The sequence below is a fragment of the Rhodococcus sp. KRD162 genome, assembly GCF_017168335.1.
Classification (GTDB): domain Bacteria; phylum Actinomycetota; class Actinomycetes; order Mycobacteriales; family Mycobacteriaceae; genus Rhodococcoides.
The window spans coordinates 507,344-523,541 of record NZ_JABFAU010000013.1 but is presented as its reverse complement, the minus strand read 5'-3'; the positions used below and the strand labels follow the sequence as shown (position 1 = coordinate 523,541).

Sequence of the window (16,198 nt, the reverse complement as noted above, 5' to 3'; positions counted from 1 at the left end):
TGCCGAGACCGGATCAGCGCCGGACGACGCGTCGGCCCGGCCACATCCGGCCACGCACGTCACTGAACACGATGCGCACTGCTCGGCCGTCGCGCTGGGCGTGAATGTGCAGGTGCGGCTCGGTGGAGTTCCCCGAATTCCCGACGGAGCCGAGCAGTTGGCCGACGTGGACCTGCTCGCCTGCGGCTACGGCGACACTGCCCTTCTTCAGATGTGCGATCAGGATCTCCTCGGAGCCGTCGCTGAGAACGACATGATTGCCCGCCGGCTTGCGAGGGTCGAGGTTGCCGTCGTCCAATCCGTCGCCGCACCGCACGACGGTTCCGTCGATGGGGGAGCGGACAGGAGTTCCGAACGCGTAGTAGTCCTCGTCGGATCTCGCGAGAATTCCGCGGTGCGAGGACCCGCGACGGTCCACCATCACCAGATCCACCGCCGCGCGCTGAAGCGGAGCCACCCAGTGGTGGTTGAGCAGTCTGCCCTCGCCAGCGAGCACCGTCCACTGCGCCCCGTCTACCGGAAACCGTGGCCGAAGCGCACTCGAATCACTCACCGCGAGAGCGCGGCTCGCAATTGCAGCCGAGACAGCAGCAATGGTCGCCGCCGCTCCGAATGCGAATGTTTCGGTATCGAAGCCGGAGGACCAGTGGTCGATTCTCAGTGCCGACACCGCGCACACCATCAGCAACACCGCATCGATCGGACGGTACGGAATGCCGAACGTCGTCGACGACGGTATCGAGAAGAAGACGCCGAGTACGGTCGTGGCGAGAACGAGCAGTAGGGACCCGCTCCAATGCCCACCGTTCTCGGCCGTCCAGCAACCGGTGACGCCCTGGGTCACCACTGCGAGCCACACCAGCTGCGGGATCGAGGACAACAACACGACGCGCGTTCGCGTGGTCATCAGTCCACGCTACCCACCAAATACGCGAAAGGGCCGAGTCGCCATGACGACTCGGCCCTTTCACATGGACATCTCAGCCCGCGGGTGCCGGCTCCGGCGCGGGTGCCGGTTCAACCGGTGCCGCGGCGGGTTTCTGCATCTCCGCGTCGTAGGTGTCGTTGTATGTCTTGATCACCGTGGTGACGATTCCGGTGAGTTCGTTGAAGATCAACGAGCCGTTCTCGAAATCGGTACGGAAGCCTTCCGGCACCCGGAACTCGTCGGTGATCGGTAGGCCGAGAATGCCGTCGACGCCACCCTGCTGCAGGTATTGCTGGAAGATCTTGCCGATGACGGCCACAGCCTGACCGGCCATGTTGGTGATGATCTCGCCGTTGGCGAACTGCGCCTTCTCTCGGCCGCCACTGACCTGCACCAGACCGCTCACCGGGACCCCGAGGGCTCCGGTCTCGCCGCCCGAGGCCAACCACTTCTGCGCGACGGGACTGGTTGCCGCCAATCTCTGCAACTCGGCCACCAGCGCCGGGATGTTCTCTCCCAGAGTGGAACTGGCATTGGTTCCCGGGCGTGACGGGGCAGCATCGGTCACCGCGGTATCGGGGGAGGTCTCGGGGGCGGTGTCCGGCGCGGCGGGCGCGCCGTCCCCGCCGCCGAGGTTCGCGGCCGCGATGTCTCGGATCTCCCCGAGGCGGGCGTATCCGGCGTTACCGGGGCATTCGGTGTTGCCGACGTCGCGGTGCCCGAAGATGACCGGCAGGTCGATGCTCTTGCCCTTGCCGACGAACGTGAAATTCGTTCCCTCGGACGTCATCGTCGTGGTGCCCTTGGGATCGAGTCCGGCCAGGCCGAGTCGCCAACCGAGGAACTTGCCGACGGAGTCGACGGTTTCCTGCGAGGGATCCTCGGTGGAGTAGTCGCCCATCATGGCAACGCCGACGGTGTTCTCGTTGAATCCGCCTGCGTGTGCGCCCTGAACCGCCTTGTCGAGGCCACCGGCACGGCCTTCGAAGATCTGGCCGTACTTGTCGACGAGGGCGTTGTACCCGATGTCGCACCAGCCCAGCGTCTGCGCGTGGTACGCGTAGATAGCGCGGACGATTTCGGCCGATTCGGACTTGGAGTAATCGTTGCTACCTGCGGTGTGGTGCACGGTGGCACCACCGATGAAGTCGTCGTACGTCGGTGTGGCGCAACGGATCGACTCGTCGGCACCCCACTGCGCGCGGGTGATCACGTTGGGGCCCGCGTTACCGGCGACCGGAGTGGCGATATCGCTGAGCGCCGAGTCGGCCGGCGATGTGCCGGGAGTGATGAGCACGGCGCTGATGTCGTTGACCGCCGCAGCCAACTGCTCTGCCGGATTCGCCTGGTTCGGATCTGCTGCCGGATCTGCCGGTGCAGGCTCGGCCGCAGCCGGATCCATCGCAGCCGGATCCATCGCGGCCGGATCGAGTGGAGCCGGATCCTGTTGGCGCAGTGGTGTGCTCGACGACGCCGGGGTGTAACCGAGGGGCTGCTCGGCGGCGGGGGCCCCGTCCACGGGTGCATCACCGGAGGGCATCTCGACCACCGGAATCTCGGGTACCGGCGCGACGGCAGAACCCTCCGGCGCTGCGCTCCCGGTCAGCGGCGTCAGCAGTACCTGCACGGCCTTGGTCATTCCGACGAAAATCGGTTCGGTGCCCTGCTTTGCGGGCGAAGGGGCGGAGTCGTCGGCGTTGCTGTCCACCGGCGCGGTCTCGAGCCACGGGCCCCAGGATCCGTCCTCGAGTTGGCGGCGAACCTGCGCGGACGCGCCGTTCAGCTCCTCGGACGTCAACGCCACCATGCTGAACGGGGTGTCCTGCGAGATTTCCTTCACGGCGGCACCGAGCGGCGGGCCAGTGGGGTCCGCAGCCTCGGGGTTGATCGGCGCGGACGCATCGACCCTGGGAATCGGTGCCTGCGCGGTCGCGTTCCCCGGCGCAGGGGTGGTGAGCCCGGGAATGTCCGGAATTTCGATCGGCGGGATCACGATCGACTCGGGCAGGGGCAGGTATTTGAGATCGGAGAGCCGCAGATCCGGCAGCGGTAGGCCGGTGAGCTGTTGCAGCGGAATCACGATGTCCGGTGCGGCGCTCAGTGCGGTCTCGACGATCGTGGTGGGCACGGTGACCGGGGTTGTCTCGTTGGCCGGTCGAACTCCGGTTGTCGTGCTGTCGGTGAGCCCTGCGACCGCAAACGGGGTCGCTACGGCGAGCAGTGCGACAGCACCGAGAACGATCGACGGCTTCGTTCGACGGTTCGGCAAGGCGGTACTCCCTGGTTGGTGGTAGGTACGCGTCGTAGGATCATGGGTGCCGAACAACAAAAATCACATCAGCACCATGAGTCCCATCAGACACAAGGCTAAACCTTAGCTTGACGGTTAGCCATTGGCGGGAGTTCCGGTGACGCGGCGCGTCGGGAATCTTTCGGGGTCGTTCCGCAGGCTCCACTGCTGTACCCCCGGGTCGTTCCGCAGGCTCCACTGCTGTACCCCCGGGTCGTTCCGCAGGCTCCACTGCTGTACCCCCGGGTCGTTCCGCAGGCTCCACTCCTGTTCCCCTGGGTCGTTCCGCAGGCTCCACTCCCGGCCCCCTACGCTTCCGAGCTGTGACTGTGCACTTCATCGGAGCCGGACCAGGCGCTGCCGACCTGCTCACGCTGCGGGCCGTCGAACTGCTGCGCTCGAGCCCGGTCTGCGTCTACGCAGGCACCTACATCGACGACGCGATCCTCGACCACTGCCCAGCAGGCACCCGCCTCGTCGACACCGCGAAGCTCGACCTCGACGCCATCACCGCCGAACTCGTCGCCGCCCACCGGCGCGGTGAGGACGTCGCTCGACTGTGCTCGGGCGATCCGTCCCTCTACTCGGCGCTCGCCGAACAGTCCGCGCGGCTCGATGCAGCAGACGTCCCCTGGGACGTCACACCCGGTGTCCCTGCGTACGCGGCCGCTGCCGCCTCGCTCGGCGTCGAGCTGACAATGCCCGAGGTGACGCAATCGGTGGTGCTCACCCGCGCCCAGGCTCGCTCGACGGCGATGCCGAGCACCGAAGCACTGCAGAACTTCGCGGCCACCCGCGCCACGCTGGCGCTGCACCTGGCCATCACCCGCACCCGCATCATCGCCGACGAACTCGCCGAGTTCTACGGGCCGCAATGCCCCGCCGTCGTTGTCTTTCATGCCAGCAAGCCGGACGAATTGCTGCTGCGCGGCACCCTGGCCGATATCGCGGACCAGGTCGAGGCCGCGGGACTGCGTCAGGCCGCGGTGATCCTGGTCGGACCGGCCCTTGCCCGACGCCTCGTCACCGAATCACACCTGTACGACGCCTGCCGGGACCGTTCGTGAACATCCACCTGATCGGTATCGGTGGCGGACATCCGGACCAGATCACCGTCCAGGCCATCGAGAAATTGCGGGCCGTCGATGTGTTCATCGTGGCAGACAAGGGGGCCTCCGTCGGCGATCTCGCGGCCGCCAGGCAGATGATCCTCGAACGTCACCACGGTGGCAGCTACCGGCTGATCGAGGTGCCCGACCCGCAGCGTGACCGATCACCCCGGCAGTACCAGAGCGCCGTCTCGGATTGGCACGATGCCCGCGCCCGCGCCTACGCCGAGGTGCTCGACGGGCTCGCGGCCGGCACAGTCGTGGGGTTCCTGGTCTGGGGCGACCCGGCCCTCTACGACAGCACGATTCGCGTGGTCGAGCAGATCGCGGCGATGCGTAAGGACGTCGAGTTCGACGTCACACCCGGCATCTCGAGCGTGTCGATGTTGGCGGCGAGCCACAAATTGGTGCTCAACCGCATCGGTGGTCCGATCGTCATCACCACCGGTAGGAATCTGGCCGCAGACGTCGCTGCCGGTCTGGACAATCTCGTCGTCATGCTCGACGGAAACCTGACCTGCAGTGCGCTGACCGGCGCGGACTGGGAAATCCACTGGGGGGCCAACCTGGGTACCAGCGACGAGAAGCTGGTGGCCGGCCCACTCGACGAGGTACTCGGCGACATCCGCCTCGCCCGCGACGAGGTCAAATCCCGGCACGGCTGGGTGATGGACACCTACCTGCTCCGCCGCGCCGGACGATGACGCCGAGCCCGTGGCCCGACGCCTGGCGGGGCAGAGCCGTCACGATCGTCGGATACCCTGGTTGCCCGTGACTGCTGTGAGCCCCGAGACCACCACTTCCGACGCCTCCGCGACCGGCCGATACGACCTGATCGTCGTCGGATCCGGGTTCTTCGGACTGACCGTGGCAGAACGGGCGGCGTCCCAGCTGGGCAAGCGTGTCCTGGTGCTGGATCGGCGGCACCACCTGGGCGGCAACGCCTACTCGGAGGCCGAGCCCGAGACCGGTATCGAGATCCACAAGTACGGTGCGCACCTGTTTCATACCTCGAACAAGAGGGTCTGGGATTACGTCAACCAGTTCACCGACTTCACCGGCTACCAGCACCGCGTGTTCGCGCTGCACGGCGGCCAGTCCTACCAGTTCCCGATGGGACTGGGACTGATCTCGCAGTTCTTCGGCAAGTTCTTTTCGCCCGATCAGGCCCGCGCGTTGATCGAGGAGCAGTCCAGCGAGTTCGACTCCAAGGACGCGCAGAACTTCGAGGAGAAGGCCATCTCGCTGATCGGCCGTCCCCTGTACGAGGCGTTCATCCGCGACTACACCGCCAAGCAGTGGCAAACCGATCCGAAGCATCTGCCCGCAGGCAACATCACCCGGCTGCCGGTCCGCTACACCTTCGACAACCGCTACTTCAACGACACCTACGAGGGCCTTCCCGTCGACGGCTACACCGCGTGGCTCGAGAACATGACACGCGACGAGAAGATCGAGGTACGGCTGAACACCGACTGGTTCGACGTGCGGGACCAGATCGTGGCGGAGAGTCCGAACGCCCCTATCGTGTACACCGGACCCTTGGACCGCTACTTCGACTACTCCGAGGGCGAATTGGGTTGGCGCACCATCGACTTCGAGACCGAGGTGCTGCAGACGGGTGACTTCCAGGGCACGCCGGTGATGAACTACAACGACGCCGATGTCCCGTTCATCCGCATCCACGAGTTCCGGCACTTCCACCCCGAACGCGATTACCCGACCGACAAGACGGTCATCATGCGGGAGTTCTCGCGCTTCGCCGAGAGCGGCGACGAGCCGTACTACCCGATCAACACTCCCGACGACCGGACCAAGCTCGAGTCCTACCGCGCCCGCGCGAAGGCCGAAGCCGCCGCCAACGGAGTGCTGTTCGGCGGTCGGCTCGGCACGTATCAGTACCTGGACATGCACATGGCCATCGCCAGCGCACTGAACATGTACGACAACATCTTGGCCCCGCACTTCGAGACCGGCGCACCCTTGGCGGGTGACAAGTGACCGGCAAGCACCTGCTCGCCGACGGTGTTGCCGACGCGGCCCCGGTGCTCGGGACATCATTGCTGCAGCGCGTGTTGCTCCCGCGCTCGGGTGAACCGCTCGACGTACGCACGCTGTATCTCGAAGAGGCGCTCACCAACGCCAAACGTGCACACTCGCTGTCGCGGACCTCGCTGACCATCGGTGCCGAGTCCGAGGTCTCGTTCTGCACCTACTTCAACGCCTTCCCGGCGAGCTACTGGCGGCGCTACAGCATCCTGAAGTCCGTGGTGCTGCGCGTCGAGGTGTCCGGCCATTGCCGAATCGACGTCTACCGCTCCAAGGCCGATGCCTCGCGCATTCACGTCGAGGGCCGTGAGGCCGTGGACGGCGATGCGGCGCAAGAGTTTCTGATCGATCTCGGTCCATTCGAGGACGGTGGGTGGATCTGGTTCGACATCACCTCCGACTCCGAGGTGGTGCTCGAGAGTGCGGGTTGGTACGCCCCGATCGAGGCCCCGGGCGAGGCGACTGTCGCGGTCGGCATCCCCACGTTCAATCGGCCGACCGACGCCGTCAAAGCCCTTGTCGCCCTTGGCTCCGATCCACTGGTGCTCGATGTGATCGAGGCCGTCATCATGCCGGATCAGGGCACCCGCAAGGCGAAGGACGAGCCCGGGTTCGCCGAGGCCGAAGCGGCTCTCGGTGGTCGGCTGGCCATCCACGACCAGGCCAATCTCGGTGGGTCGGGCGGATACAGCCGCATCATGTACGAGGCGCTGAACAACACTGCCTGCCAACACATTCTGTTCATGGACGACGACATCGAAATCGAGCCCGATTCGATTCTGCGTGCGCTGGCCATGTCTCGATTCGCCAAGGTGCCCACGCTCGTCGGCGGTCAGATGCTCAACCTGCAGGCGCGCAGTCACTTGCATGTCATGGGTGAAGTGATCGATCGCGGCAACTTCATGTGGACCGGCGCGCAGAACGTGGAGTACGACCACGACTTCTCCGAGGACCCCCTGCGCACCAGCAAGCTGCTGCACCGGCGGATCGACGTCGACTACAACGGCTGGTGGATGTGCATGATTCCGCGCGTCGTCGCCGAGGAACTCGGGCAGCCCCTGCCGTTGTTCATCAAATGGGACGACGCCGAATACGGCCTGCGCGCCAAGGATGCCGGATATCCGACGGTGACGCTTCCTGGTGCGGCGATCTGGCACATGGCGTGGAGCGACAAGGACGACGCCATCGACTGGCAGGCGTACTTCCACCTCCGTAACCGCCTGGTGGTCGCGTCGCTGCACATGCCGGGTGACGGCAAAGGCCTGGTGCTCGACACCGTCAAGGCCACGATCAAGCACCTGCTGTGCCTCGAATACTCGACGGTGGCCATCCAGAATCTGGCGATCCGCGACTTCCTGGCCGGCCCCGAGCACATCCTCGACATCCTGCCCACCGCACTTCCGACGGTGCACGCACTGCGCAAGGAATTTCCCGACGCAGTCGTCGTCGGCAGCTCCACGGAGTTGCCACTGGCCTCGGGAGAGGAAGTCGGTGCCGTCGGCCTGCCGACCAACCCGATCTCGAAGGTTCGTCGTCTGGCCAAGGGCCTGCTGCACAATGTCCGGCCGGCTCATGAGCAGCACCACGAGCGCCCGCAGCTCAACGTCCCTACCCTGGACGCGCGCTGGTTCCTGCTCTCACAGGTGGACGGCGTCACCGTCACCACCGCCGACGGCCGCGGTGTCGTCTACCGCAAGCGGGACCGCGCGCAGGCCGCCGCGCTGCTCAAGGAGGCCCTGGCATTGCGCAAGCAGCTGGCCGCCGAATTCCCTGCCCTCAAAGCTCGGTACCGTGATGCCGTGCCGCAGCTGACCAGTAAGGAAACGTGGGAACGTGTCTTTCGTTACCAGGCGTAAAGGGCAGAGCGAGGCACCGGCGGAAGTCCGGATCCTCGAGCAGGTGCAGCGCACCGTCGGTGCCGCCCCCGGCGCGATCACCGTCGCACGGGGCATGTCGCACTTCGGTGAACACGCCCTCGGTTGGGTCGCGATCGCCGGCATCGGTGCTGCGCTGGATGCGCCCCGCCGCCGGCAGTGGGCCTCGGTGGCCGTCGGTGCGGTCGGCTCGCATGCCGCGTCGATCGTCATCAAACGGATCGTGCGAAGGCCACGTCCCCATGACCCGGCCGTGCGCATCAACGTCTCGACGCCCAGCAAGCTGAGCTTTCCGTCCTCGCATGCGACATCGACCACAGCCGCCGCGGTTCTCCTCGGCCGGGTGACCGGGCTACCGTTACCGGCGGTCCTCGTCCCACCCATGCTGCTTTCGCGCTTGGTGCTCGGAGTCCATTACCCCACCGATGTGCTGGCCGGATCGGCACTCGGCGCGTTGACGGCTGCGGCCGTCGTGAAGTTCGAAGGAGACAAATGAGCGAGGATGCCGCACCCGTAGGCGCACCGCCGAAGAACCTCGCGGACGGCATCGTCAAGGCGCTGCGTCCGCGTCAGTGGGTCAAGAACGTCCTGGTGCTCGCAGCGCCGCTCGCTGCCGGTTCGGTCACCGAGGGCGAAGTCCTGCTCCCGGTCGCATTGGCCTTCGTCGTCTTCTGCTTCGCGGCCTCGGGCATCTACCTCGTCAACGACGCGCTCGACGTCGAGGCAGATCGCGCCCACCCGACCAAACGGTTCCGGCCGATCGCGGCGGGGGTGCTGCCGGTCAACGTCGCGTACGCCATGGCGGTGGTGTCCCTTGCCCTGGCCATCGGGCTCTCGTTCATCGCCAACTGGAAGCTCGCCCTGGTCATCGGCGTCTACATTGCCGTTCAGTTGGCGTACTGCTTCGGGCTCAAGCACCAGGCCGTGCTGGACATCTGCATCGTGTCCTCGGGCTTCCTGCTTCGCGCCATTGCAGGCGGGGTTGCCGCATCCATCCCGCTCTCGCAGTGGTTCCTGCTGATCATGGCGTTCGGGTCGCTGTTCATGGCGGCAGGTAAGCGCTACGCCGAGCTGCATCTCGCCGAACGGACCGGGGCGAAGATTCGTAAGTCGCTCGAGAATTACACCACTACGTACCTGCGCTTCGTCTGGACACTGTCCGCGACGGCCGTCGTGCTCTGTTACGGCCTGTGGGCCTTCGAGCAGGATGCCGAAACGGACACCAACTGGTTCGCCATCTCGATGATTCCGTTTACCATCGCAATCCTGCGATATGCAGTGGATGTCGACGGCGGCGAGGCAGGCGAACCCGAAGAGATCGCGTTGGGAGACAGGGTTCTGCAGCTACTCGCCATAGCGTGGATCGGAGTGGTTGGTGTCGCTGTCTACCTCGCCTGACCAGCGAGACACGTGGGAGGAGGACTCCGCTCGGGGATCGATCACCAGGCCCGTCTTCTGGGTCGGGGCCGTGGTCACCGGAGCGTTGTTCCTCTGGGGTGCGTGGGAACGCCGCTGGATCGCCGACGACGGTTTGATCGTGCTGCGTACCGTCCGCAACCTGCTGGCCGGAAACGGCCCGGTGTTCAACGCAGGCGAGCGGGTGGAGACCAACACCAGCACCATCTGGACCTATCTCGTGTACGCCGCCAGCTGGCTCAGCGAAGGTCGACTCGAATACGTCGTCCTGACGATCGCGCTCGTGCTGTCCACCGCGGCCGTCGTCATTGCGATGATCGGCACCTTCGCACTGCGTGGTCGCACGGCAACGCGCACTCTGTTCCTTCCTGCCGGAGTACTTGTCTACATCGCGGTTCCTCCGGCCCGCGACTTCGCGACCTCGGGACTCGAGACCTGCCTCGTCATCTTCTGGTTGGCGACGCTGTGGCTGTTGATGGTTCGGTGGGGTCAACGCCGCAGCGGCGGTGCCGAGTTGCTGCTGCTCGCCTTCTTCGCCGGTCTCGGCCCGCTGGTGCGTCCGGAGCTGTCGATCGTGGCCGTCTTTGCGCTGGCGATGATCTTCCTGGCTCCGCAGAGCTGGTTGTCGAGATTCCGCGTGTTCGCGTTCGCCGGCGCGGTGCCGGTGCTGTACCAGATCTGGCGGATGGGCTACTACGGACTGCCGTACCCCAATACCGCGGTGTCGAAGGATGCCGGCGGAGCCAAGTGGGCGCAGGGTTTCGCGTACCTGTCGAACCTGGTGGGGCCGTATCTGCTGTGGTTGCCGCTTGTGCTTCTCGTTGTGGCGGCAGTGCTGTCCGCGCCGCGTGTTCGGGTGTCGCTGCCGCGCTCGATCGGCGGTTGGCTCGCAGCGCTGCGGACACCGTCCGCCGTCGTGGTTTTCGCCCTGCTCAGTGGATTCGTGCTGGCGGTGTACGCCATCCGGGTCGGTGGCGACTTCATGCACGGCCGAACCTTGCTGCCTGCATTGTTCACCCTGCTGTTGCCGATTTCGGTGCTGCCCGTCGCTGTGCCCGAACGATGGTCTGCGGATCGGGCCGTAGTGGTATTCGTCGCTGATGTATTCGTGTGGGGCGCCATAGTCGTCTGGGCTGTCGTCGCAGCGAATACGACGGGGATGCCGCAGGGTTCGATCGTCGGCCGGAGCGGCATCGTCGACGAGCGCGCGTTCTACTCCCTCAACACCGGGCACGCCCATCCGATTCTGGCCTCGGACTATCTCGACTACCCGCGAATGCGTGCGATGGTCGAAGCGATCGAGGACACCCCGGACGGCGGCCTGCTCCTGCCCTCGGCGCAGTTCACGTACTGGGACGTTGTTCCGCCACCGCTTCCCATCCCCGAGGGTGGGGTCGGCCACACCGTGTATTTCCTGAACCTCGGGATGACCAGCATGAACGTCGGTCTCGACGTGCGGGTGATCGACCAGATGGGTCTGGCGTATCCGTTGGCCTCGCACACCGAGCGGCTGGAGAACGGCCGGATCGGGCACGACAAGAATCTCTACCCGGATTGGGTGGTGGCAGATCTCGGGCTCGTCGACGTGCATCCCTACCTGCCCTGGTACATGGACGAGGACTGGGTCACCGAAGCCGAAGTGGCCCTGACCTGCCCCGATACCCAGGAACTGATCGCCTCGTACCGGGCTCCGTTGACGAAGCAATTGTTCGTCCGAAATTTCAAGCGGGCGTTCTTCTACGCCGGATATCGATTCGATCGAGTGCCGAAGTACGAAATACAGCGATGTGATCTTCCGGCCCCGATCTTGAAGTCCGACAATTAGATGCGAGGGCACGATCGGGTCACCGGGTTGCGCCGAATGGGTCTCGACGCCAAGATGAGCTGTCTCGATCGTGTAACGGCCGGCGTACTTCGCACGATATGTGCGGAGGATGTGTATGCGCCCGACTCCGGTCGGGCGACGAAACATGATGAACTTGCGAGATCAATCGTTGATTGCGTAACCGATGTGACGACGAAGCAGCTGAGAGGTCGAGTGCATGCTGGGTAGATGGAAGAGCCGGTCCGCGGATGAGCGTGGCGGGGACAAGCAAGCGGGGTCATGGGGACGCCGTGCCGCCACGTCCATGCTGATGGCGGTGGTCCTGCCGCTGGGATTGGCTGTAGCAGGCGGTGGTGCAACGGCCAACGCAGCGTTCGACAGCAATGCCATCGACGTCTGGACCGACTCGAGCATGGGCCCGATCAAGAGCCGTGTCTGGCGCGCTGCGGATGGCAACACCAACCGCGTCGTCTACCTCCTCGACGGGCTGCGGGCCACCTCCGACATTTCCGGTTGGGAGCACGAGACCGACGCAGGTGCTGTGTTGGCTGCTTACAACATCAATGTCGTCGAGCCGGTCGGCGGACAGTCGAGTTTCTACTCCGATTGGTACGCACCCTCGAACTTCAACGGGCAGAAGACCACCTACAAGTGGGAAACCTTCCTCACCCAGAATCTGCGCGAGAACCTGCGTGACAACTGGGGCTTCAACCCCAATCGCAACGGCGTCATCGGTATCTCGATGGGCGGCTCGGCTGCACTGACGCTGGCCGCGTACCACCCGGACCAGTTCAGCTACGCGGGCTCGCTGTCCGGCTACCTGAACATCTCTGCTCCCGGCATGCGCGAGGCAATGCGCCTGGCCCTGCTGGACTCGGGCCGGTACAACATCGATGCGATGTGGGGACCGCCGTGGGATCCGGCGTGGCTGCGTAACGACCCGTTCGTCTTCGCTCCTCGTCTGCGTGACAACGGCACTCGCGTGTGGGTCTTCGCAGGCAGCGGCCTGCCGGGCGGACTCGATCGCCCGCAGAGCTTCATCGACTACTACAACACCGCCAACGGCATGGGGCTCGAAGCGATCGCACTGGCCAACAGCCGTGCCTTCCAGATCCGCATGGCCAGTATCGGTGCCACCAACGTCACCTACGCGTTCCCGGCCGTCGGTACCCACCAGTGGGGCTACTGGGGCGAGCAGATCCGCATCATGGCTCCTGATCTCAGCGCCAACATCGGTAACTGATCGCCCTCGAGACGTTTCGGTCGTTTCACCCGTTTTGCGGCCCCTAGTGACAACTCACGACTTTTCGGGGCTGTTCAGCGGGGGTGGAGCAGGATAGTCTCCTGTTTCGGGGAAGCGGCGAGATGAAACTGGGACGCTGATCACAGTTTTGCCTTGGAACCGCTCGATGGAATAACCTCCATCGAGCGGTTCTTCTTTCTCAGCAGAACCACAGCTTGTCCAGCCTTTCAGCTTTACTTCGGCCTCGCGGGGCCACCAGTTAGCCCTGTTCGATTGCCGGGGGCCGCTACGACAGCGGAGACCGCGTAGATGAGAGAGAGCACGATTCATGCGATTTGCCGGCCTCAGCAGCACATCGAAGGCCCCTTCACGTTGGCGTCAGCGCCTGCTCGGAGTGGGAGCTGCAGCGCTCGTCCTTCCCCTGGCCGCCGGTGTCGTCGGTGGAGCTGTCGCTGTGGCGGCACCCGCGTCCGTCGCGCACCAGAGCCCGGCCGGTGGCCGTGAGGATCTGATCGTCCCGTCCGAGATGGGCCCGATCAAGGTTCAGGTCCAGTGGGCTGCCCGCGGCGGAAGTGCTGCTCTCTACTTGCTCGACGGACTGCGTGCCCGCGACGACCGCAACGCCTGGACGTTCGAGACCAACGCCCAGGATCAGTTCGCCAACGACGACGTGACTCTGGTCATGCCGGTCGGCGGTCAGTCCAGCTTCTACAGCGACTGGTACACCTCCTCGAACTTCAACGGCCAGGAAGTCACCTACAAGTGGGAGACGTTCCTGACCGAGGAACTGCCTGCGTTCCTCGAGAACTACGGTGTCTCGCGCACCAACAACGGCGTCCTCGGCCTGTCCATGGGCGGTTCGGCCGCTCTGACGCTCGCCGCGTACCACCGCGATCAGTTCAAGTTCGCCGGCTCGCTCTCGGGCTACCTGAACATCTCCGCGCCCGGCATGCGCGAGGCCATCCGCGTTGCGATGCTCGACGCAGGCCGCTTCAACGTCGACTCCATGTGGGGACCGCCGTGGAACCCGGCGTGGCTGCGTAACGACCCGTTCGTCTTCGCACCGAAGCTGCAGGGCCTGTCGCTGTACATCTCGGCCGCCAGCGGGTTGCCCGGCGAGTTCGATCACCCGTCTGCGCCGATCGATTTCTACAACACGGCCAACGGCATGGCCCTCGAGGCAATCTCGCTCGCCAACACTCGTGCCTTCCAGATCCGCATGACCGCTCTCGGTATCCCCGCGACCTACAGCTTCCCGTCCAACGGCATTCACGCATGGCCGTACTGGGGCGCGGAGCTGTGGAAGGCTCGTGGCCAGATCCTGGACGCGCTCAACGCCTGACAGCACTCGACTGACGATGCTCGGAACATGCCGCCCCACGTGATGTACGTGGGGCGGCATTTCTGATTCGGCCCGCCCGATTCATCCCCTCTGTTCACAATCGCACCACCAGCCACAGCGCGTCTGCTGTCCGTCGGCATCGCGCACGTGTAGAAAGACATACGAAGCATGTCTCGATACGAGACCTTCGAGAAGTCACATCGAAAGAGAGTCACCATCATGCGCACTGGGCTTGTTCGCTTCGGTCGGAGCACGTCGGCCGGCACACGGGGCCGGCGAGCCGCAGCAGCACTGACCGTTGCGTCGGCGCTGATGGTTCCCTTCGCGACGGCGACTGTGGCCGCGGCCGCCCCGGTGGCCCACACCGCGCCCGTCTCGCACACCGGACCTGCATACACCCAGACCTCCGGCGCGACGGTGACCTCGGTGGACTGGCTCTCCGATCGTCGCGTCGCGCTGTGGATCGACTCTCCGTCGATGGGAACACCCATCCAGGTCCAGCTGCTGCTCGCCCGTGACTGGAACATCAACCCGCAAGCGACGTTCCCGCAGGTCTACATGCTCGACGGTCTACGGGCGACCGATCAGGAGAACGGCTGGACGGCCGAGACCGACGCGGAATCGTACTTCGCGGACAAGAACGTCAACGTCGTCCTCCCCGTCGGCGGTCAATCCAGCTTCTACTCCGACTGGCTGGACCAGGACAACGGCAAGAACTACCAGTGGGAGACGTTCCTGACCAAGGAACTGCCGCCCATCCTGGCCAAGGATTGGCGGAGCACCGACACTCGCGGCGTCGTCGGCCTGTCGATGGGCGGGACGTCCGCGATGTTCCTCGCTGCGCGCAACCCCGGCTTCTTCAAGTTCGCAGGCTCCCTCTCGGGCATTCTGACCACCACCTCGCTAGGCATGCCGCAGGCTATTCAGTACGCGATGAGCGATGCAGGCGGCTACAGCTCCAAGGCGATGTGGGGCGCGCCGTCGAACTCGCTGTGGGCGCAGCACGATCCGTATCTGCTGGCCGACAAGCTCAAGGGCGTCAGCCTCTACATCTCGAGTGGTAACGGGTCAACCGGACCGTACGACCAGCCGTCGGGCATTCCGGGCGTGAGCACCAACTACGCAGGCATGGGCCTCGAGATTCTGTCTCGGCTGACCTCGCAGACTTTTGCGACCAAGCTCAACCAGCTCGGTATCCCCGCGCAGGTCAACTACCGCCCGTCGGGCACGCACTCGTGGCCGTACTGGCAGTTCGAGCTGCACCAGCTGTGGCCGCAGCTCGCCACCGCACTCGGTGTCGAGGTGGACAAGCCTGCGTGCACCGTAGCCGGCCAGATCGGTAATGCGAGCGGCGCGAATTCCTGGCTCGGCCCCTGCTTGACGGCCGAGTACAACGTGGCCGGTGGACGCGCACAGGACTTCACCTTCGGCCGAGTGTTCTTCACCCCCGACACCGGGGCGCAGGTCGTCGCCGGAGCCATCGGCGGCATCTACCAGGGCAACAAGGGGCCCGAGGGTGCACTCGGCTTCCCGACGACCGGCGAGATCGGTACACCCGACGGCCGCGGACGGTTCAATGCCTTCCAGAACGGCGTGGTCTACTTCACGCCGCAGACCGGAGCGCACATGGTCAAGGGCGCTGTGCTCGACGAGTGGGCAGCCCAGGGCTACGAGAGCGGACCGTTGGGCTATCCGGTGCTCGAGGAGGTCCAGACGCCGAACAAGCCCGGCTCGGTTCAGGGCTTCGAGATCGGTGCCATCTACAACTCGCCCGATGCAGGCGTGCATTCGGTGCAGGGCATGATTCTCGGCAAGTACGGCGAATTGGGTTGGGAGAGTGGTCCTCTCGGATTCCCCAAGTCCAACGAACTCGGTCCGATCCGCGACGGTGGCCGCTTCAATCAGTTCGAGACGGGCAACATCTACTGGAGCCCGTTGAGCGGTGCGTGGTCCATTCCGTACGGTCCGATCTTCGATGCATGGGGATCGGTCGGCTACGAGGGCGGCCGTCTGGGCTACCCCACCAGCGATCAGTTCGACATCGACGGTGGCGGTAAGCAGCAGAACTTCCAGTTCGGCATCATCACGCTCAAGGACGGCGTGACCACGATCGCGCCTTGAC

General features: G+C 65.1%; 12 protein-coding genes. 10 read left to right on the top strand and 2 right to left on the bottom strand.

All coding sequences use genetic code 11. The features are described 5' to 3' along the window. Positions 1–13 precede the first annotated feature (13 nt). Positions 14–907 (bottom strand): M23 family metallopeptidase, encoded by an 894-nt coding sequence (locus J1M87_RS19555; RefSeq protein WP_206491211.1) that lies wholly within the window; start codon positions 905–907, stop codon positions 14–16. 73 nt (positions 908–980) lie between these two features. Then, entirely contained in the window at positions 981–3,197 is a 2,217-nt protein-coding gene (locus J1M87_RS19550; protein ID WP_206491210.1) for an N-acetylmuramoyl-L-alanine amidase, read from the bottom strand. A gap of 344 nt (positions 3,198–3,541) precedes the next feature. Between J1M87_RS19550 and cobM the strand changes: the two genes are divergently transcribed. The 10 genes from cobM to J1M87_RS19500 all read left to right on the top strand — a co-directional run bounded on the left by cobM (position 3,542) and on the right by J1M87_RS19500 (position 16,197). Beyond that, complete coding sequence (gene cobM / locus J1M87_RS19545; RefSeq protein WP_206491209.1) at positions 3,542–4,285, top strand: precorrin-4 C(11)-methyltransferase; 744 nt, start codon at positions 3,542–3,544, stop codon at positions 4,283–4,285. Continuing rightward, on the top strand, positions 4,282–5,031 hold the full coding sequence (gene cobF / locus J1M87_RS19540) for a precorrin-6A synthase (deacetylating) (RefSeq protein WP_307830865.1): 750 nt from the start codon (positions 4,282–4,284) through the stop codon (positions 5,029–5,031). Before cobM ends, cobF begins: the two co-directional genes overlap by 4 nt. Positions 5,032–5,098: 67 nt before the next feature. Then, entirely contained in the window at positions 5,099–6,328 is a 1,230-nt protein-coding gene (glf, locus tag J1M87_RS19535; protein WP_206491208.1) for a UDP-galactopyranose mutase, read from the top strand. Continuing rightward, on the top strand, positions 6,325–8,232 hold the full coding sequence (locus tag J1M87_RS19530) for a glycosyltransferase (protein WP_206491207.1): 1,908 nt from the start codon (positions 6,325–6,327) through the stop codon (positions 8,230–8,232). Before glf ends, J1M87_RS19530 begins: the two co-directional genes overlap by 4 nt. Next, on the top strand, positions 8,210–8,746 hold the full coding sequence (locus tag J1M87_RS19525) for a phosphatase PAP2 family protein (RefSeq protein ID WP_206491206.1): 537 nt from the start codon (positions 8,210–8,212) through the stop codon (positions 8,744–8,746). The genes J1M87_RS19530 and J1M87_RS19525 overlap by 23 nt, the downstream gene beginning before the upstream one ends. Beyond that, entirely contained in the window at positions 8,743–9,648 is a 906-nt protein-coding gene (locus tag J1M87_RS19520) for a decaprenyl-phosphate phosphoribosyltransferase (protein WP_206491205.1), read from the top strand. Before J1M87_RS19525 ends, J1M87_RS19520 begins: the two co-directional genes overlap by 4 nt. Further along, on the top strand, positions 9,626–11,491 hold the full coding sequence (gene zomB / locus J1M87_RS19515; RefSeq protein ID WP_374222405.1) for a flagellar motor control protein ZomB: 1,866 nt from the start codon (positions 9,626–9,628) through the stop codon (positions 11,489–11,491). The genes J1M87_RS19520 and zomB overlap by 23 nt, the downstream gene beginning before the upstream one ends. A 217-nt stretch (positions 11,492–11,708) precedes the next feature. Beyond that, complete coding sequence (locus J1M87_RS19510) at positions 11,709–12,734, top strand: alpha/beta hydrolase family protein (RefSeq protein WP_241257141.1); 1,026 nt, start codon at positions 11,709–11,711, stop codon at positions 12,732–12,734. A 328-nt stretch (positions 12,735–13,062) separates the two neighbouring features. Continuing rightward, positions 13,063–14,076 (top strand): alpha/beta hydrolase family protein, encoded by a 1,014-nt coding sequence (locus tag J1M87_RS19505; protein WP_206491204.1) that lies wholly within the window; start codon positions 13,063–13,065, stop codon positions 14,074–14,076. 219 nt (positions 14,077–14,295) lie between these two features. Beyond that, positions 14,296–16,197: an alpha/beta hydrolase-fold protein gene (locus tag J1M87_RS19500; RefSeq protein WP_206491203.1), complete on the top strand. Its 1,902-nt coding sequence runs from the start codon at positions 14,296–14,298 to the stop codon at positions 16,195–16,197. The last annotated feature ends 1 nt before the right edge of the window (position 16,198 follow it).

Excerpts from the sequence above, each read along its gene's own strand:
- J1M87_RS19555 (WP_206491211.1), bottom strand. The coding sequence starts at position 907 with ATGACCACGCGAACGCGCGTCGTGTTGTTGTCCTCGATCCCGCAGCTG.
- J1M87_RS19520 (WP_206491205.1), top strand. The coding sequence starts at position 8,743 with ATGAGCGAGGATGCCGCACCCGTAGGCGCACCGCCGAAGAACCTCGCG.
- J1M87_RS19510 (WP_241257141.1), top strand. The coding sequence starts at position 11,709 with ATGCTGGGTAGATGGAAGAGCCGGTCCGCGGATGAGCGTGGCGGGGAC.
- J1M87_RS19505 (WP_206491204.1), top strand. The coding sequence starts at position 13,063 with ATGCGATTTGCCGGCCTCAGCAGCACATCGAAGGCCCCTTCACGTTGG.
- J1M87_RS19500 (WP_206491203.1), top strand. The coding sequence starts at position 14,296 with ATGCGCACTGGGCTTGTTCGCTTCGGTCGGAGCACGTCGGCCGGCACA.